Origin of the sequence: Amycolatopsis sp. lyj-23 (genome assembly GCF_046549135.1) — a bacterium.
GTDB lineage: Bacteria > Actinomycetota > Actinomycetes > Mycobacteriales > Pseudonocardiaceae > Amycolatopsis.
On the sequence record NZ_JAJPWN010000009.1, the window covers coordinates 268,062 to 285,181 of the forward strand.

The window sequence follows — 17,120 nt, forward strand, 5'->3', positions numbered from 1 at the left end:
GGAGGGGCGTGCGTTGTTCGGGCATGGCAGACCTTTGCGGGTGACCTCACGGCAGCGCCTGTCAGTCAAGGGGTCCGGTCGTTCGCGGCGCTTCGCGTGCTGGGCCGGGATTGTCCGTCGTGATGGCTGAACGACGGTCGTCCCGGTGATTTCCTCGAGTCCACTGACCGCCAGTCGGTCCGCGCGTTCGTTTTCCGGGTGGCCGGCGTGACCCTTGACCCACACCCATTCCACCTCGTGCCGCTCAGCGGCCGCAGCCAGGCGCTGCCAGAGGTCTGCGTTCTTGACCGGAGTCTTCCCGGAGGTTTTCCAGCCGTTGTCCCGCCACTTGCTCAACCACTTGGTGATGCCGTCGCACACGTAGGCGCTGTCGGTGTGGAGCCGTACCGCCATGGGGCGCTTGAGGCTTTCCAGTGCCATGATCGGGGCGGTCAATTCCATGCGGTTGTTGGTGGTTTCGGTGGCCTCGCCGCCGTGGATTTCCTTTTCGTGGACACCGTAACGCAGCACAGCGCCCCAGCCGCCAGGGCCGGGATTGGGACTGCAGGCGCCGTCCGTGTAGATCTCCACAATCCGCGCTGATCGCTCCGTCTCGCCGCTATCGACCACGGCATCACCTTATCGAGTGAAATCGACGCAGCGGGACGTTTCCGCGGACCAGGCTCGCGGCCGATGCCGTCAGTTGCCTAAGCCGCTTCGAGTGGCTCCGCAACCCCTTGGCTTCGGCGCGTCAGGGCCAGGTAGGCCACCAGCGCCAGCGCCGCGAACCCCGCCATGGTCGCGGCCATCGGCACCGCCGTCCCCGGCCCGCCCAGCCCGACCAGCGGGGTCGCCACCGCGCCCACCGCGAACTGCAGCACGCCCAGCAACGCCGACGCGGCCCCGGCCGAGCGGGCCTGGGCCGCCAGGGCCAGCGAACTCGCGTTCGGCATCACCAAGCCGATGCTCGACACGAGCAGGAACAGCGACACCAGCAGCAGTGCCAGCGGCGCCCGGAAGAGCGCCGAAGCCAGCACCGCGGCGCCGCCGGTCACGCCGAGGAGCAAGCCGGCGAACAGCAGCGTGCGCTCGCGGACCCGGCCCACCAGCCGCCCGTTGAGCTGGCCCGCCAGCACGATCCCGACACCGTTCGCGCCGAACACCACGCTGTAGGCCTGCGGGCTGAGGCCGTACACGCCCTGCAGCGCGAACGACGAACCCGAGATGTAGGCGAACATCGACGCGAACAGCAGCCCCGCCGCCAGCGCGTACCCGGCGAACGAACGGTCCAGCGCCAGCCGCCCGTAGGTCCGCAGCACGCGGCCGAGCCGCAGCGGGGACCGCACCGGGGACGGTTCCGGCAGGAAGAACACGACCACGGCCAGCAGCAGCGCGCCGAACGCCGTCAGCACGACGAACACCCCACGCCACGACGTCCAGGTGAGCAGCTGGCCGCCGATCAGCGGGGCCAGGATCGGAGCCAGGCCGCTGACCAGCATCAACGTCGAGAAGAACTTCGTCATCGCGGTCCCGGAGAACAGGTCCCGCACGGTGGCGCGCGCGATCACGATCCCCGCGGCAGCCCCGAGCGACTGCACGAACCGCGCCGCGACCAGCAGCCACGCGTCCGGGCTCACCGCGCACAGCACCGAGCCCACGACGTACAGCACCAGACCGGCCAGCAGCGGGCGGCGGCGGCCGACGGCGTCCGACAGCGGCCCGAGCACCAGCTGGCCCAGGGCGAGCCCGACGATGAACGCGCTGAGCGTCAGCTGCACCGTGCTGTCCGCCGCGTGCAGGTCGGCCGCCATCCGCGGCAGCGCCGGCAAGTACATGTCGATCGACAGCGGCCCGAACGCCGTGAGGCCGCCCAGGACCAGGACGAACTTCAGCTGCGCCCGCCGGCTCGGCGCGGTAGGTTCCGCCGTGGTGGTCATGCGCGTCCTTTCGCTCCCTCACCCCAGACCAGCGGGGCGGTCGCCGGTGCTATTCCGGCTGTGACCGGTGACACGCCGTGGTCGCCCGACCATGCAGCGACACTGATCCGATCAATTTTGCCACCTTTTCGGCGACGACTCTGGATCAGCGGTCACGACTGCGATATACATCGGATGTCTGGTCGGTGTAGGTGAAGGGAATATCCGTGCAGCTGGTGCGCCTCGGGGAGCCGGGAAGCGAACGGCCGTTCGTGCGGGACGGCGACGGCACGACCTACGAGCTGGGCGGCCTGACCGCCGACGTCGACGGCGGCTTCCTCGCCGCGGACGGGATCGCGCGGACCGCCGCCGCGCTCGCCGCCGGGCAGCTGCCGGCCGCCGAGGTCGAGGGCCTGCGCGTCGGCGCGCCGATCGCCCGGCCCGGCAAGGTCGTCTGCATCGGCATGAACTACCGCCGCCACGCCGAGGAGACCGGCGCGACCCCGCCCACCGAGCCGGTCGTGTTCATGAAGGCGCCGGACGTCGTGGTCGGGCCGGCCGACGACGTCCTCATCCCGCGCGGGTCGGTCAGCACCGACTGGGAGGTCGAGCTCGGCGTCGTCATCGGCAAGACCGCCCGCTACCTCGAAACCGTCGGCGAAGCCCTCGAGTACGTCGCCGGGTACGTCGTCTCGAACGACGTTTCCGAACGCGAGCTGCAGTTCCGCACCGGCCAGTGGGACAAGGGCAAGTCGTGTGAGAACTTCAACCCGCTCGGCCCCGCGCTGGTCCCCGCGAGCGAGGTGGCCGACCCGCAGGACCTCGGCCTGCGGCTGTGGGTCAACGGCGAGAAGAAGCAGGACTCCTCGACCAAGGACATGATCTTCAGCGTCGCCGAGATCGTCCACCACCTGTCCCAGGTGATGGTGCTGCGGCCCGGCGACCTGATCAACACCGGCACGCCGGAAGGCGTCGCGCTCGGGCAGCCCGACCCCAAGCCCTACCTGCGCGACGGTGACGTGGTCGAGCTCGAGATCGACGGCCTCGGCCGGCAGCGCCAGACCGCGAGGCAGGCCTGACCATGGCGAAGATCATCGGCATGGAGGTCCTCGACGTCCGGTTCCCGACCTCGCGGGAGCTGGACGGCTCGGACGCGATGAACCCCGATCCCGACTACTCGGCCGCGTACGTCGTGCTGCACGCCGACGGCGGCCCGGACGGCTACGGCCTCGCGTTCACCATCGGCCGCGGCAACGACGTCCAGGCCGCCGCGATCCGCGCGCTCGCCCCGCACGTCGTCGGCCGGGACGTCCCGGAGGACGCGGCCGCGCTGGGCGAGCTTTCGCGCACGCTCGTCGGCGACTCTCAGTTCCGCTGGCTGGGCCCGGAAAAAGGCGTCGCGCACATGGCCGTCGGGGCGGTGGTCAACGCGGCGTGGGACCTCGCCGCGCGCCGCGCCGGCCTGCCGGTCTGGCGGTTCGCCGCGCGGATGACGCCCGAAGAACTCGTGTCGCTGGTGGACTTCCGGTACCTCACCGACGCGCTCACCGAAGCCGAGGCCCTGGACATCCTGCGGCGCGCGGAACCCGGCCGCGCGGAACGGGAGAAACAACTCCAGGCGAACGGCTACCGCGCCTACAGCACTTCACCCGGTTGGCTGGGGTACGCGGACGCCAAGCTCGTGCGGCTGGCCGAGCAGGCCGTCGCCGACGGCTTCGGGATGATCAAGCTCAAGGTCGGCGGCAACCTCGAGGACGACGTCCGGCGGATGAAACTCGCCCGCGAGACCGTCGGCACCGGCGTCCGGATCGCCGTCGACGCCAACCAGCGCTGGGACGTCTCGGCCGCGGTCACCTGGATGACGGCGCTGGCGCCCTACGACCCGTACTGGATCGAGGAACCCACCTCCCCGGACGACATTCTGGGCCACGCCGCCATCGCGAAAGCGCTTGCGCCGATCCGCGTCGCCACCGGCGAGCACGTCCAGAACCGCGTGGTCTTCAAGCAGCTGCTGCAGGCGGACGCGATCTCCGTGCTGCAGCTGGACGCCGCCCGCGTCGGCGGGTTCAACGAGAACCTCGCCATCCTGCTGCTGGCGGCCAAGTTCGGCGTCCCGGTGTGCCCGCACGCCGGCGGGGTCGGGCTCTGCGAGCTCGTCCGGCACCTGTCGATGTTCGACTTCGTGGCGGTGTCCGGCACCGACGCGGACCGCTCGATCGAGTGGGTCGACCACCTGCACGAGCACTTCACCGACCCGGCCGTCGTCGAGCGCGGCCGGTACCTCGCCCCGACCGCACCCGGGTTCTCCGCGCGCATGCACGACGCCACGCTGCGCCGGTTCCGGTTCCCGGACGGTCCCGAGTGGACGGAGACCGCCAGTGAGTGAATTCGAGGGCCTGGTGGCCGCCGTCACCGGAGGCGCCTCGGGCATCGGCAAGGCCACCGCGGACCTGCTGGCCGAGCGCGGCGCGCAGGTGGCGATCCTGGACCTGAAGCCCGGCGACGACGGTTTCCGCTGCGACGTCTCCTCTGATCAGGAAGTGCGCGAAGCGATCGACGCGGTCGTGGAACGCTTCGGGCGCCTCGACGTCCTCGTCAACAACGCCGGGATCGGTGCTCAGGGCGACGTCACGGCCAACGACGACGACGAGTGGCACCGCGTGTTCGACGTCAACGTCGTCGGCATGGTCCGGGTCGCCCGCGCCGCGCTGCCGCACCTGAAGAACTCGCCGTCCGCGGCGATCGTCAACACGTGCTCCATCGCGGCCTGGGCCGGCCTGCCCAACCGCGCGCTCTACTCGGCCAGCAAGGGCGCCGTGCTCTCGCTGACCCTGGCCATGGCGACCGACCACCTGCCCGACCGCATCCGCGTCAACTGCGTGTGCCCGGGCACGGCGGACACGCCGTGGGTCGGCCGGCTCCTCGACACCGCCGACGACCCGGCGGCCGAACGCGCGGCGCTGGCCGCGCGCCAGCCGATGGGCCGGCTGGTGACCGCCGGCGAGGTCGCGAACGCCGTCGTCTACCTCGCCAGCCCGCTTTCCGCGTCGACCACCGGCACTGCCCTCGCGGTCGACGGCGGCATGTACGGCCTGCGTCCTCGCGGCCCCGTGCACCACGACTAGAAGACTTGATTCCCCGCCGTCATCAAGGAGGATGCTGTGCGCACTGTGCCGTTCGGTAAGAGGGCGATCAAGGTGGCCGCGGTCGCCGCCTGCGGCCTGGTACTGGCCGCCTGCGGGTCCACCAAGGACAATGCGTCGGCGCCCGCGGCGGGAGGCGGCGCGGGCGGCAAAGTGGGCGCGACGCTGCCCCTGCTGACCTCGCCGTTCTGGCAGGCCTACAACAACTACGTGCCGAAGATGGCCCAGCAGGAAGGTGTCGACGTCCTCCCGACGGTCAACGCCGACAGCGACCCGGCCAAGCTGATCACCGACATCGGCACCTTCCTCAACCAGGGCGTCAAGGGCCTGGTCGTGACGCCGCTGGACTCCGCCGCGATCGTCGCCGGGCTCAAGCAGGCGGAGAACAAGGGCGTGCCGGTCGTCGCGGTCGACGTCGCCCCCGAGAGCGGCAAGGTCGCCATGGTCGTGCGGGCCGACAACAAGGCCTACGGCACGAAAGCGTGCGACGCGATCGGCGAGAAGGTCAAGTCCGGCAAGGTCGTGCAGATCATGGGCGACCTCGCCTCGGTCAACGGCCGCGACCGCTCGGAAGCCTTCCGCGACTGCATGAAGTCGAAGTACCCGGGCATCCAGGTGCTGGAGATCCCGGCCGAGTGGAAGGCCGACAAGGCGTCCTCCGGGCTGGACAGCATGCTGACCGCGAACCCGGACATCAAGGGCGTCTACATGCAGGCCGGCGGCGTCTACCTGGCCCCGACCGAGCAGGCCCTCAAGCGCAAGAACCTGTTCTTCCCGGTCGGGGACCCGAAGCACATCGTGCTCGTCTCCAACGACGGCATCCCGCAGGAACTGGCCGCGATCCGCGCCGGCGAACTGGACGCCACCGTGTCCCAGCCGGCCGACGCGTACGCGAAGTACGGCTTGTACTGGCTGAAGAAGGCCATGGCGGGCGAGACGTTCAAGCCGGGCCCGACCGACCACGACAGCACCATCGTCGAGATCAGCCCCGGCATCCTCGAGGACCAGCTGCCCGCGCCGGTCATCACCAAGGCCAACGTGGACGACAAGGCCCTCTGGGGGAACAACCTGTGACCGCGCTGCCCGCCGGCGAAACCGCCGCCGGAGTGGTCAGCGCGCACGGTGTCGGGAAGCGCTACGGCCCGACCGTGGCGCTGCACGACGTCAGCCTCACCGTGCACCCCGGCGAGTCGCACGCGCTCGTCGGGCGCAACGGGGCCGGCAAGTCGACGCTCGTCTCCATCCTCACCGGCCTGTCCGCCACGGACACCGGGCACGTCGAGTTCGGCGGCGAGCCGGCCCCGCCCCTGACCCGCCAGGACGACTGGAAGGCCCGCGTGGCCTGCGTGTACCAGCACGCGATGGTGGTCCCGCAGCTCACCGTGGCCGAGAACCTGTTCCTGAACCGGCAGGCGGGCGGCGGGTTCGCGATCGGCTGGAAGTCGTTGCGCCGCAAGGCGCGCGACCTGCTCGACTCGTGGGACGTGCACGTCGACGTCGACACCGCGGCCGGTGACCTGTCGGTCGAGGACCGGCAGTTCGTCGAGATCGCCCGCGCGCTGTCCTACGGCGCCCGGTTCATCGTGCTCGACGAACCGACCGCGCAGCTGGACAGCCAGGCCATCGAGCGGCTCTTCGACCGGATGCGCCAGATGCAGGCGGGCGGGGTGACGTTCCTGTTCATCTCGCACCACCTGCACGAGGTGTACGAGGTGTGTCAGGCGGTGACCGTGCTGCGCGACGCGAAGCACGTGCTCACCGCGCCGGTCGCCGAGGTCGGCCGCGCGGAACTGGTCGACGCGATGACCGGCGAGCCGGGCGGCCTTTCCGTCCGCGACGCCGCTTCGCGCGAGGCTCTCGAAGCGGACGCCGCCGAGATCCTTGCGGTGGAAGGATTGTCCGGCGACGGCTTCCGGGACGTCTCCTTCCGGCTCCGCCGCGGCGAGGTCGTCGGGCTCGCGGGCAGCAACGCCAGCGGCAAGCACCAGGTGGCCGAGACGGTCTACGGCCTGCGGACGCCGTCGGCGGGCGCGATCCGGGTCGACGGCACGCCGTTGCGGCCCGGGGACATCCCGGCGGCGCTGCGGGCCGGCATCGGCTGCGTGCCCCGCGACCGGCACCACGAAGGCCTGGTCCTGGACCACTCGATCGCCGACAACGCCACGATGTCGATCCTGGACAAGCTGGGCCGCGGCGGCATCGCGTCGCCTGCCACCAGGCACGCGAAGGCGTCGCAGGCCCTGAAGGACTACGACATCGTGGCCGCGGGCGCGGAGCAGCCGGTGGCGGACCTCTCGGGCGGTAACCAGCAGAAAGTCGTGCTGGCCCGGGCGTTGCTGAGCGACCCGCGGGTGGTCGTGCTGATCAACCCGACGGCCGGCGTGGACGTGAAGTCGAAGGAGGCGCTGCTCGCGGTCGTCGACCGGGTGCGCGCCGAAGGCAAGGCGGTGCTGATCGTCAGCGACGAGCTCGACGACCTGCGCCTGAGCGACCGGGTCCTGGTGCTGCGCGCCGGGGCCGTCGTCGCCGAACACCAGGCCGGGTGGTCCGACGGCGACCTCGTGGCCGACATCGAAGGAGTCGAGCTTTCGTGACCGAAGTGATGACCTCCCCGCAGACTTCGCTGCCGGCCCCACCCCGGCGCCGGAAAGCCGTGTGGCTGCGCGAACTCGCGCTGCTGCCCGCCCTCGTCGTCGTGTTCGTCATCGGCGGCCTGGTCGACGACACGTTCGTCGGCTGGAGCAACATCGTCAGCATCCTGACCGCGTCGGCCGCGCTGTCGCTGGTCGTGCTGGGTGAGTCGCTGGTGCTGATCACCGGGAAGTTCGACCTGTCGCTGGAATCGACGATGGGCCTGGCTCCCGCGCTCGGCGCGATGGTCGTGATCCCCGCGGCGTCGGCCGGCTTCGGTGTCGAGCTGCCCGCCGCGATCGGGCTGCTGGTGATCCCGCTGTGCGGGGCGCTGGTCGGGTTCGTCAACGGCTTCCTGATCGTGAAGCTGAAGCTGAACGCCTTCATCGTGACGCTGGCGATGCTCACAGTGCTGCGCGGTGTCCAGGTCGGCTCGACGAAGGGCAAGACGCTGTTCAACCTGCCCGACTCGTTCACGAACCTGGCGACGACGACGTTCGCCGGTCTGCCGATGTCGGTGTGGCTGGCGGCGCTGCTGTTCGCCGTGGCGGGCTGGGTGCTGCGCTACCACCGCGTCGGCCGCGCGCTGTACGCGATCGGCGGCAACCGCCAGGCCGCGCGGGCGGCCGGCGTGCGCGTCGACCGGATCGCGTGGGCGGTGTTCGTCGTCGCCGGGGTCCTCGCGGCGATCGGCGGCCTCGCCTACACCGGTTACGTCGGGGCCTTGGGCGCGAACCAGGGATCCGGCATGATCCTGCAGGTGTTCGCGGCGGCGGTGATCGGCGGCGTCTCGCTCGACGGCGGCAAGGGCACCCTGGTCGGGGCCCTCACCGGCGTCCTGCTGCTGTCTTCGGTGTCGAGCCTGCTCAACTACGCGCACGTCACGGCGGAGTGGCAGGGCGCCATCTACGGCGCCATCATCCTGATCGCGCTCATCATCGCCCGGTACGCGGGCGGAAAGCCCCAGACCTGACGCTCGCCCGGTGGAGATCCGACCTTCGAGGAGGAGTGCGTGCTAGGAGGCTTCCGCGGCCGGCTCGGCGTCCGGGTCGGGCACCGTCGGGTCGTCCGCGGTGCCCAGCGCGTTGCGCAGCCACTGCTCCACGCCCGCGACGTGCACGGTCGCCCACGAGCGGGCCAGCTCGGGCTCGCGCGCGGCGATGGCCTCGTAGATCGCCGTGTGCTGCTCCCGGGTCTTCGCGACCGCGCCCTCCTGGGTGAGGCCGCGCCAGATCCGGGCGCGGGCCGTCGGCCCGGAGAGGCTGTCGAGCAGCGAGCAGAGCACGGGGTTGCCGGAGCCGTCGGCGATCTTGCGGTGGAACTGCAGGTCGTTGGCGACCAGCGCCTCGACGGTCGGCGAGTCCTCCAGCTCGCCGAGCAGCGTGCCCAGCTCGGTGATGTCGTCGTCGCTCATGTGCAGCGCGGCCAGCGCGGTCGCGGCCGGCTCCAGGATCCGGCGCACGGCGAGGAAGTCGAGGACGGTGTCGTCGCGGTGGAAGTCGACCACGAACGTCATGGCGTCGAGCAGCAGGTTGGGCTCGAGGCTGGTGACGTAGGTGCCGTCGCCCTGGCGGACGTCGAGCACGCGGATCAGGCACAGCGCCTTGACCGCCTCCCGCAGGGAACTGCGCGAAAGCCCGAGCCGCTGGGCCAGCTCGGCCTCCTTCGGCAGCCGATCGCCCGGCGCCAGCTCGCCGGAGATGATCATGTCCTTGATCTTGTCGATCGCGACATCGGTGACGGGCATCGCGTCCGCCCTCCCTGCAACAGACCTCGGATGTTTCGGTGGTGCTGCCCAGCGTGCCACGTCCCGGCGAAGGAGTGGTGATGACCCACCAGCGCCCACCGCAACGAGTGGCCCCGCCCACCCGGCTCGAGCCCGGGCGTAACGGTCCCGGGCTCGGCCACGTCCTCGAAGACACCGGCCCCGGGCCGATGGGAACGGCCGGAGAAGGAGTGACCGCGTTGGAACTCTCCCTGTCCCCGCTCGGCCTGGGCTGCGCGCAGCTGGGCAACCTGTATCACGCGATCACCGACGAGACGGCGGCCGCGACCGTCCGGCGCGCCTGGGACGAGGGCATCCGCTACTTCGACACCGCACCGCACTACGGCCTCGGCCTGTCCGAGACCCGGCTCGGCGCCGCGTTGCGCGAGTACCCGCGGGCGGAGTACGTGCTCTCGACGAAGGTCGGCCGAGTGCTGGAGCCCAACCCGGACGGTGCCGGCGCCCGGGACGACCAGGGCTTCGCCGTTCCCGCCGCGTACAAGCGCCGATGGGACTTCAGCCGCGACGGCGTCCTGCGGTCCCTGGAGGACAGCCTGACGCGGCTGGGGCTCGACCGCGTCGACATCGTCTACGTCCACGACCCCGACGACCACTTCGAAGCGGCGGTTTCGGGAGCGTTCCCGGCGCTGCGCGAACTGCGGGAACAGGGCGTGATCGGCGCGTTCGGGGCCGGCATGAACCAGGCGCCGATGCTGGCGGAGTTCGTCCGCCGGACCGACCTGGACGTCCTGCTGGTGGCCGGGCGCTACACGCTGCTCGACCAGCCCGCGCTGGACGAGCTGTTCCCGCTCTGCGCCGCGCGCGGCGTCCGCGTGGTGGTCGGCGGGGCGTTCAACGGCGGGATACTGGCGACCGCCGAGCCGGGCCGGGTCTACGACTACGCCGAAGCGCCCGCGGAGCTGGTCGAGCGGGCCGGGCGGATCGCCGAGATCTGCGCGCGGCACGGCGTCGAGCTGCCGGAGGCCGCGCTGGCGCTGCCGATGGCGCACCCCGCGGTGGCGTCGGTGGTCGTCGGCGCGCATGATCCGGACCAGGTCGCGGTGAACGCGCGGCGGGCGCGGGCGGCCGTACCGCCCGCCCTGTGGACCGAGCTGATCGACGCGGGCCTGCTGCGCGCCGACGTCGTCATCGCCGAAGGAGTCTCATGATCGACGCCCACCACCACCTGTGGGACCCCGCTCGGCGCGAGTACCCCTGGCTGGCGGGGGCGGCCTTCGACCCGATCCGCCGCCCGTACACCGCCGACGACCTGCGCGCGGTGACGAAGGCGGCGGGCGTGCACGCCACCGTGCTGGTCCAGACGGTGTCCTCGGCGGAGGAGACGGCGGAGTTCCTCGCGATCGCGGCCGCGGAGCCGGTGATCGCGGGCGTGGTCGGCTGGGTGGACCTCACGGCCCCGGACGTCGCCGACCGGCTGGCGGCGCTCGACGGCCCGCTGGTCGGGATCCGGCACCAGGTGGAGGGCGAGCCCGACGACGACTGGCTGCTGCGGCCCGAGGTCGTGGCCGGGCTGAGCGCGGTGGCCGCCGCGGGCCTGGCCTACGACCTGCTGGTCCGGCCCGGGCAGTTGCCGGCCGCGGCCGAGCTGGCGCTGCGCCTGCCCGAGCTGCGCCTGGTCCTGGACCACGCGGCCAAGCCCCCGATCGCGGCGGGGGAGTGGGAGCCGTGGGCGTCCGGCGTGGCCGCGCTGGCGGCGCGCGAGAACGTCGTGTGCAAGCTGTCCGGGCTGGTCACCGAAGCGGAGTGGTCCGGCTGGGAGGTCGGGCACCTGCGCCGGTACGTCCTCCACGTGCTCGACGTGTTCGGCCCGCAGCGCCTGCTCTTCGGCTCCGACTGGCCGGTCTGCGAACTGGCGGCGTCCTACGAGCTGGTCCTCGACGCGGCCATCGCCCTCACGGGCTCGCTGTCGGACGCCGAACGGCTGGGCGTGTTCGAGCACAACGCCCGCGCGGTGTACGGGCTGGACGCGGGCGGGGCGACCTCCTCCAGGGGGTAGAAGAGGTCGCCCCGCCCGCCCGCGAGGTGGTCTCAGAAGTCGTCGTCGCGGATCATGCCGCGCAGCCGGGTCAGGGCCCGGTGCTGCGTCACGCGGACGTTGCCCGGCGAGATCCCGAGCGCTTCGGCGGTTTCGGTCGCCGAGAAGCCGACGGCGATGCGCAGGGTCAGGATCTCCTGCTGCACCCGGGGCAGGGAGGCGAGCAGCCGGCCCAGGCGGGCCCCGAGGTCCAGGTGCAGGGCGTGGGACTCGGGCTCGTTGCCGGCGACGAGCGGGCGCTCCGGGAGCTCGGGGACGGGCTCGGAGCGGTCACGGGCGACGGCGCGGTAGGCGTCGGCGACCTTGTTGGCCGCGATCGCGTGCACCAGGTAGAGGAAGGAACCACCGCGGTCCTGGTAGTCGGGCAGGGCCTTGAGCACGGCGAGGCAGACTTCCTGGGCGACGTCGTCGGCCGACAGGTAGGACAGGTCGCGGCCGCCCATGCGGGCGCGGCAGTAGCGGACCACCACCGGCTCGATCATCTGCAGCAGCGAGTGGATCGCCGCCGGGTTGCCCTCGCCCGCGTCCTTGACCAGGGGGTCGAGGTCCTCCTTGGTGAGCCGTCCGCCCGGGCGGGGCAATGACTCGGGGGTGCGATAATCGCGAACGCTGGAAGCCGATTCTTCGGTGGTGCTCGGCGGTGCTGTCATGGTCGTCTCCCCGGCCGACCCTCGACCGTCGCTGCCGGGGGTTCAACACTCCGTAACTGATCCATCGCAGAGGCTCCGGCTAATCGGGGCTGATCTGCGGTCCGTGCGACGCAGGGTAATCGTAAACACGTCCGGGCGGGTCAGTCCAGATTTCAACCACCAATACCCCGTTAGCAGTAGGGACCGTGACGTTCCCGCGACCCGGACCCGCACATTGCGATTAATCGGTTTCAGGATGTGCCGAGTTCACTCGTCAGTGGAAGACGACCACGGAAGTGGCGGTCACTGTCACGGCGAGCGACGCGATTGCGGGCAGTATCCGGCTTGGTGGCGCCGGTTCGGCCGCGCGCAAGGCCCGTTCGCGGTGCATCCCGATGGCTGCGAGCAGGGCAGATGTCCCCCCGGCGAGCAGCACCGGGACCAAGGTGCCACCCCAATGGCGCTGGGCGGCGGAGTGCAGGAGCAGTACCGTGCAGGCGGCGGACGCCAGTGCGGTTCGCCGCCAGGCGAGCCCCGTGCGCTGGGGCTGAGCCCCACTTCCCGTGGTCACGGCCGGATCCCGAACGGCCTGTCGGTACTTTTGACGTCGCGATAATCGCGAACCGGCGGTATTCGCGTCCGGCGGCCGTGCTCGTCGGCGCCCGGTCGTCCGGCTCGGCGCGGAGGCGGGGCGTCCGGGCGGCTTTTCCCGGCCGTCACCGTCCGCTGCCTTCCGTGTCGCTCACGAGACCACCAGCAGCACGGCCGCGGCGGCGATGAGGACCAGCAGGCCGCCCGTCAGGACGACGACCATCCAGCTGCGCGGCAGCGGCTCCCCGGCCCGCATCGCGATCTGGACCCGCCGCCAGCGGGGGTAGGCGGTAGCGGCGAGCACGGCGGACAGCGCGACGCACAGGCCGGCGAGCACCGAGCTCGCCGCGGCCGGCGAGGGCACGAGCTGGTGCACCGCCACGCCGCCGGCGAGCAGGCCGAGGGCGGTGCGGAGCCAGGCGAGGAAGGTGCGTTCGTTGGCCAGGGTGAAGCGGTAGTCCGGTTCGGTGCCGCCCGAGTGGGGCTTGATGCCGTCCGGCTGGGTGTTGTCCGAGGCCACGTCCGCAGACGCTAGCCGGTGTGCGCGGCGGCGGCCGGGTCGGCGCGGTGCGCGAAGACCCACCAGCGCAGCACGGCGAACCGCGCGAACCCGCCGACCACGCTGGCCAGCAGCAGCGTGCCGGTTTCCTCCCACGACGTCGGCCGGTCGACGAACGCGTCGAGCAGGGCCAGCACGGCCGAGCCGTACAGGGCGTAGAAGGCGAAGGTGAGTAGGTCCTGCAGGTGCCGCTTCCCGGCGTTGCTGGGCCGCCCGGCGAAGGTGACGCGGCGGTGGAACTCGGTGTTGCCGACCGTGGTGAGGGCGATGGCGACGAGGTTGGCCACTTGCGAGCCGAGCTGGTCGCGCAGCAGGAGGAACAGGACGGCCTGCAGTCCGGTGGTGACCACGCCGGCCACGACGTACCACGCCGCGTGCGTGCCGAGCTCGTGGTGGCGGTCCGGATCGGTGGCGAGCAGCCGGTGCTCCGGTGCACACCTGGTGGTGGCCATGATCCCAACCTACCCCGCGTTCACAAACTTGTGAATGTGTTAAACCCGTTGAAGATCTGTGATCCCGGCGACACCGGCGGGTTTCGCGGGCCCACCGGCCGGGGTAGGTCAGGCGGCGAAGACAGTTTCCGACGCGCCAGGAGGGCCAGTGAGTGACCGAGACTCGGCCGAACCGCAGAGCTTGAGCCCCAGCGAGGCGCTGGACGAGGACGAGCTGCGCGTGGATTCGCTCGAGGAGGGCATGGAGCCGCCCGAGCACTGGAGTGCCGCCAACCGTTTCGGCACTACACCCCGAGAAATCCGCGAAGGCGAGCCGATGGACCAGCGCCTGGCGGAGGAGGTGCCGGACACCGAGCCGGAGCCCATCCCGGAGCGCCCGCTGGCGGCGACCCCGGCGGCGGAGCTCGACGAGTCGATCGAGGACGCGCCCCCGGACTTCGAGCCGGTGGCCCCGGAAGAGACGATGCCGCGCCGCAACTCCAACCAGGGCCGCCGGGAAACGACGGACTACGCGGGCGAATCGGTGGCGGACGCCATCCGCGCCGCCCGCCAGGGCTGAGCCGCTCAGCCTGCACGCCGTTGAGGACGCCCCTAGCGTGGGGCTGCATCGGACCGCGACGAAGGGAAGGCCGAAGATGCTGACCGTGACCGAAGCCGCCGCCGAGGCGATCACCGCACTGACCAACGACGGACAGGGCGAGTCCGGGCTCCGCCTGGCCGTCCAGAACGCCGACGGCGAGAGCGCCCAGCTGGCGCTGTCGGTGGCCCCCGAGCCCGCGGAGGGCGACAGCGTGCTGGGCGAGGCGGAGGGCCCGAAGGTCTTCCTCGAGCCCCAGGCAGCGGCCCTGCTGGACGACAAGGTGCTCGACGTCCAAGAGGACGAAGCGGGCGGCGTGGCGTTCGCCGTGCTGCCCCAGCACACGAGCTGAGGCGTGGGCGGGCCTTTCGCTTTGGGTGCGAAGGGCCCGCCACCCCGCCAGCCCGCGACGACTTCCCCCGGCGGGACAACCGCGCGGGGCGGGCGATTGCGGCGGCCGTGCGCGAACCGGCCCGCCTCGCGCCATCGCGTGGTTTCACCGCCGCGGGCGGGATGCCCGAGCAAGCATCGGCCGTTGGGCGAACCGGGGTCTGCCTCGCGCGATCGCATGGCCCGTCCGCCGCCTGCGCGATCACCGAACCGGCGTCGGCCGCAGGCGAAGCGAGTCGCACCCCCACCTCACCGCGTGGCTCCTCCGCCACCCGCCCCCGGCGAATCTTCTCTCCCTAGAATTCCTTCCCTAGCGACCCTCCCACCAAGCGCGAACCAGCTCCGCAGCCCGGCCCCGCAGCAACTCCGCCGCATGCCTCCGGGCGTACTCCAGCGAAGGCGCGTGGTCGATCAGCGCGCTGCTCCTCACCACCCCCAACCGCGCCAGCCCCGCCGCGTCCAGCTGGATCCGGCCCGCCAGCGCCAGCAACGGAATCCCGCGCGCCCGTTCGGCGATTCCCGCCGGGGCCTTGCCGTTCAGGCTCTGTTCGTCCAGTGATCCCTCGCCCGTGATGACCAGGTCCGCCTCGACGAGCGCCTCTTCGACTCCGGTCAGCCCCGCGATGAGGTCGAACCCGGACTCGACACCCGCGCCGAGCGCGATCGCGGCCGCCGCTACCCCGCCGCCCGCGCCCGATCCGGGCACCCGCGTGACGTCCGGGGCGCCGCCGACCTGCAGCGCGTGCGCCCACCGCGTCAGGCCCTCGTCCAGCACCGCGACCTCCGACGGCCCCGCGCCCTTCTGCGGCCCGAACACCGCCGCCGCGCCTTCGGGGCCCAGCAACGGGTTCGTCACGTCCGTCGCAACCGCCACGCGCACGCCGTCCAGCCGCTCCCGCACCGGGGTCAGCTCCGTCGAAGCCACCCGGGTCAGCGTTCCGCCGCCGAGGCCGACCGGCGCGCCGAACGCGTCGAGCACGCCGGCCCCCAGCGCGCCCAGCATCCCGGCCCCGCCGTCGGTGCTCGCCGTGCCGCCGACCGTGAGCACCAGCCGCTGCGCGCCGTGGATCAGCGCGTCCGCCAGCAGTTCGCCGACGCCCCAGGTGTGCGCGGCCAGCGCCGTCGCCGGCGTCGGTTCGACGAATTCGATCCCGCACGCCCGCGCGGATTCGATGTACGCCGTGCCGTCCAGCACCGCGTAACGCGCCTTCACCGGCTCCTCCAACGGCCCGCGGACCGTCAGCCGCACGATCCGCGCGCCCGCCGCTTCCAGCACGTCGAGGGTGCCTTCGCCGCCGTCGGCGACCGGGCACGTGACGATTTCCGCCTCCGGCAAGGCATCTCGCACGCCGAGCGCGATCGCTTCCGCGGCCTCCACCGCGGTGAGACTGCCCTTGAACTTGTCGGGCGCGATGACGACACGGGTCACGGCTTCACCTCCGTCAGCGGGGGACGCCCGGCGAGCACCGCCGTGACGTTGCGCGCGGCCAGCACGGCCATCGCGGTGCGGGTCTCGACCGTCGCCGAACCCAGGTGCGGGCTGAGCACGACGTCGTCCCGGCCGAGCAGCCTCGGTTCGACCTCGGGTTCCTTTTCGAACACGTCGAGCGCGGCACCGGCGATCTCCCCGGCTTCCAGCGCGTCGGCCAGCGCGGCCTCGTCGACCACCGGCCCACGGGTCGTGTTCACCAGGTACGCGCCGGGTTTCATCGCGCGCAACGCGGCGGCGTCGATCAGGTGCCGTGTCTCGGGCGTCAAGGGGCAGTGCAGCGAGACGACGTCCGAGCGCGCCAGCAGCTCCTCGAACGAGACGTACTCGGCGTCAGTGTCCTTTTTGGACCGTCCGGAGTAGACGACCGTCATCCCGAACGCCGCCGCCCGGCGGGCCATCGCCCGCCCGATCTGCCCGAACCCGACGATCCCGAGGGTCTTGCCCTGCAGCCCGGAGCCGAGCAGGAAGCCGAGGTGGAACGACCACGGCGTGCGCCCGCGCAGTACCCGTTCGCCCTCGCCGAGGCGCCGCGTGACGGCGAGCAGCAACCCGAAGGCGAGGTCGGCGGTGGCGTCGGTGAGCACGCCCGGGGTGTTGGTGACGACGATCCCGCGCGAAGCCAGCGCCGGGACATCCACATTGTCGTACCCGACCGCGACGTTCGCGACCACTTTCAGCCCGGGACCGGCGGCGTCGGCCAGCGCGCCGTCGAGCCGGTCGTGCAGCATCCCGACCACCGCCGACGCCCCCGCGACGAACTCGTGCAGTTCCGCAGGCGTCAGCGGACGATCGGCGGGGGACACCTCCACGTCGCCTGCCTCGGCGAGGAGCTGCACCGCGTCGTCGGGAATCCACCGGGTCACCGCGATCTTGGCCACGACGACAGAGTAAGGCACCCCACCGACATTTTCGGAGGCTCGGGTGGCGGCCCCGGATGTCA

At 71.8% G+C, this 17,120-nt stretch carries 18 protein-coding genes and 1 pseudogene; 10 read left to right on the forward strand and 9 right to left on the reverse strand.

The features are described 5' to 3' along the window. Nucleotides 1–141: 141 nt before the first annotated feature. Nucleotides 142–573, reverse strand: a pseudogene (gene rnhA, locus ACLJPY_RS23880) (ribonuclease HI); the annotation flags it as partial. Between the two features lie 113 nt (nucleotides 574–686). Continuing rightward, a complete protein-coding gene (locus ACLJPY_RS23885) occupies nucleotides 687–1,916 on the reverse strand; it encodes a multidrug effflux MFS transporter (RefSeq protein WP_410591611.1) in 1,230 nt (409 codons plus the stop codon). Nucleotides 1,917–2,122: 206 nt separating this feature from the next. Here ACLJPY_RS23885 and ACLJPY_RS23890 point away from each other — a divergent pair, with 206 nt between their 5' ends. Genes ACLJPY_RS23890 through ACLJPY_RS23915 form a run of 6 tightly spaced genes read left to right on the forward strand, consistent with a single transcriptional unit; the run spans nucleotide 2,123 to nucleotide 8,642 of the window. Continuing rightward, entirely contained in the window at nucleotides 2,123–2,974 is an 852-nt protein-coding gene (locus ACLJPY_RS23890) for a fumarylacetoacetate hydrolase family protein (RefSeq protein WP_410591612.1), read from the forward strand. Between the two features lie 2 nt (nucleotides 2,975–2,976). Then, nucleotides 2,977–4,281, forward strand: coding sequence for an enolase C-terminal domain-like protein (locus ACLJPY_RS23895; protein WP_410591614.1), 1,305 nt, complete (start codon nucleotides 2,977–2,979; stop codon nucleotides 4,279–4,281). Continuing rightward, nucleotides 4,274–5,020, forward strand: coding sequence for an SDR family NAD(P)-dependent oxidoreductase (locus tag ACLJPY_RS23900; RefSeq protein WP_410591615.1), 747 nt, complete (start codon nucleotides 4,274–4,276; stop codon nucleotides 5,018–5,020). Before ACLJPY_RS23895 ends, ACLJPY_RS23900 begins: the two co-directional genes overlap by 8 nt. 36 nt (nucleotides 5,021–5,056) lie before the next feature. Continuing rightward, on the forward strand, nucleotides 5,057–6,112 hold the full coding sequence (locus ACLJPY_RS23905) for a sugar ABC transporter substrate-binding protein (protein WP_410591617.1): 1,056 nt from the start codon (nucleotides 5,057–5,059) through the stop codon (nucleotides 6,110–6,112). Next, nucleotides 6,109–7,632, forward strand: a complete 1,524-nt coding sequence (locus ACLJPY_RS23910; protein ID WP_410591619.1) for a sugar ABC transporter ATP-binding protein — start codon at nucleotides 6,109–6,111, stop codon at nucleotides 7,630–7,632. Before ACLJPY_RS23905 ends, ACLJPY_RS23910 begins: the two co-directional genes overlap by 4 nt. Next, entirely contained in the window at nucleotides 7,629–8,642 is a 1,014-nt protein-coding gene (locus ACLJPY_RS23915) for an ABC transporter permease (RefSeq protein WP_410591621.1), read from the forward strand. Before ACLJPY_RS23910 ends, ACLJPY_RS23915 begins: the two co-directional genes overlap by 4 nt. Before the next feature lie 42 nt (nucleotides 8,643–8,684). Here ACLJPY_RS23915 and ACLJPY_RS23920 read toward each other — a convergent pair whose 3' ends face one another. Further along, nucleotides 8,685–9,416: a FadR/GntR family transcriptional regulator gene (locus ACLJPY_RS23920; RefSeq protein WP_410591623.1), complete on the reverse strand. Its 732-nt coding sequence runs from the start codon at nucleotides 9,414–9,416 to the stop codon at nucleotides 8,685–8,687. 218 nt (nucleotides 9,417–9,634) lie between these two features. Between ACLJPY_RS23920 and ACLJPY_RS23925 the strand changes: the two genes are divergently transcribed. Together ACLJPY_RS23925 and ACLJPY_RS23930 are read left to right on the forward strand one after the other, a co-directional pair. Further along, entirely contained in the window at nucleotides 9,635–10,603 is a 969-nt protein-coding gene (locus tag ACLJPY_RS23925) for an aldo/keto reductase (RefSeq protein WP_410591859.1), read from the forward strand. Continuing rightward, nucleotides 10,600–11,451: an amidohydrolase family protein gene (locus ACLJPY_RS23930; RefSeq protein WP_410591625.1), complete on the forward strand. Its 852-nt coding sequence runs from the start codon at nucleotides 10,600–10,602 to the stop codon at nucleotides 11,449–11,451. Before ACLJPY_RS23925 ends, ACLJPY_RS23930 begins: the two co-directional genes overlap by 4 nt. A 32-nt stretch (nucleotides 11,452–11,483) precedes the next feature. Here ACLJPY_RS23930 and shbA read toward each other — a convergent pair whose 3' ends face one another. The 4 genes from shbA to ACLJPY_RS23950 all read right to left on the reverse strand — a co-directional run bounded on the left by shbA (nucleotide 11,484) and on the right by ACLJPY_RS23950 (nucleotide 13,721). Continuing rightward, nucleotides 11,484–12,140: an RNA polymerase sigma factor ShbA gene (gene shbA / locus ACLJPY_RS23935; RefSeq protein WP_410591627.1), complete on the reverse strand. Its 657-nt coding sequence runs from the start codon at nucleotides 12,138–12,140 to the stop codon at nucleotides 11,484–11,486. Between the two features lie 253 nt (nucleotides 12,141–12,393). Beyond that, nucleotides 12,394–12,690: a DUF202 domain-containing protein gene (locus tag ACLJPY_RS23940; RefSeq protein ID WP_410591629.1), complete on the reverse strand. Its 297-nt coding sequence runs from the start codon at nucleotides 12,688–12,690 to the stop codon at nucleotides 12,394–12,396. Between the two features lie 171 nt (nucleotides 12,691–12,861). Further along, nucleotides 12,862–13,230, reverse strand: a complete 369-nt coding sequence (locus ACLJPY_RS23945; protein ID WP_410591631.1) for a YidH family protein — start codon at nucleotides 13,228–13,230, stop codon at nucleotides 12,862–12,864. An 11-nt stretch (nucleotides 13,231–13,241) separates the two neighbouring features. Further along, complete coding sequence (locus ACLJPY_RS23950) at nucleotides 13,242–13,721, reverse strand: GtrA family protein (protein ID WP_410591633.1); 480 nt, start codon at nucleotides 13,719–13,721, stop codon at nucleotides 13,242–13,244. 148 nt (nucleotides 13,722–13,869) lie between these two features. Between ACLJPY_RS23950 and ACLJPY_RS23955 the strand changes: the two genes are divergently transcribed. Together ACLJPY_RS23955 and ACLJPY_RS23960 are read left to right on the forward strand one after the other, a co-directional pair. Next, a complete protein-coding gene (locus ACLJPY_RS23955; protein WP_410591634.1) occupies nucleotides 13,870–14,280 on the forward strand; it encodes a hypothetical protein in 411 nt (136 codons plus the stop codon). A gap of 76 nt (nucleotides 14,281–14,356) precedes the next feature. Continuing rightward, nucleotides 14,357–14,650 carry an iron-sulfur cluster biosynthesis family protein gene (locus ACLJPY_RS23960; protein WP_410591636.1) on the forward strand — a complete coding sequence of 98 codons (294 nt, stop codon included), beginning with the start codon at nucleotides 14,357–14,359 and terminating at the stop codon, nucleotides 14,648–14,650. Nucleotides 14,651–14,998: 348 nt separating this feature from the next. On the opposite strand, the gene ACLJPY_RS23965 is transcribed toward ACLJPY_RS23960, so the two are convergent. After that, the gene (locus ACLJPY_RS23965) at nucleotides 14,999–16,117 is read right to left on the reverse strand and encodes a glycerate kinase (protein ID WP_410591638.1); all 1,119 of its coding nucleotides are present in this window, start codon (nucleotides 16,115–16,117) and stop codon (nucleotides 14,999–15,001) included. Then, complete coding sequence (locus tag ACLJPY_RS23970; RefSeq protein WP_410591639.1) at nucleotides 16,114–17,058, reverse strand: 2-hydroxyacid dehydrogenase; 945 nt, start codon at nucleotides 17,056–17,058, stop codon at nucleotides 16,114–16,116. The genes ACLJPY_RS23965 and ACLJPY_RS23970 overlap by 4 nt, the downstream gene beginning before the upstream one ends. Nucleotides 17,059–17,120: the final 62 nt, after the last annotated feature.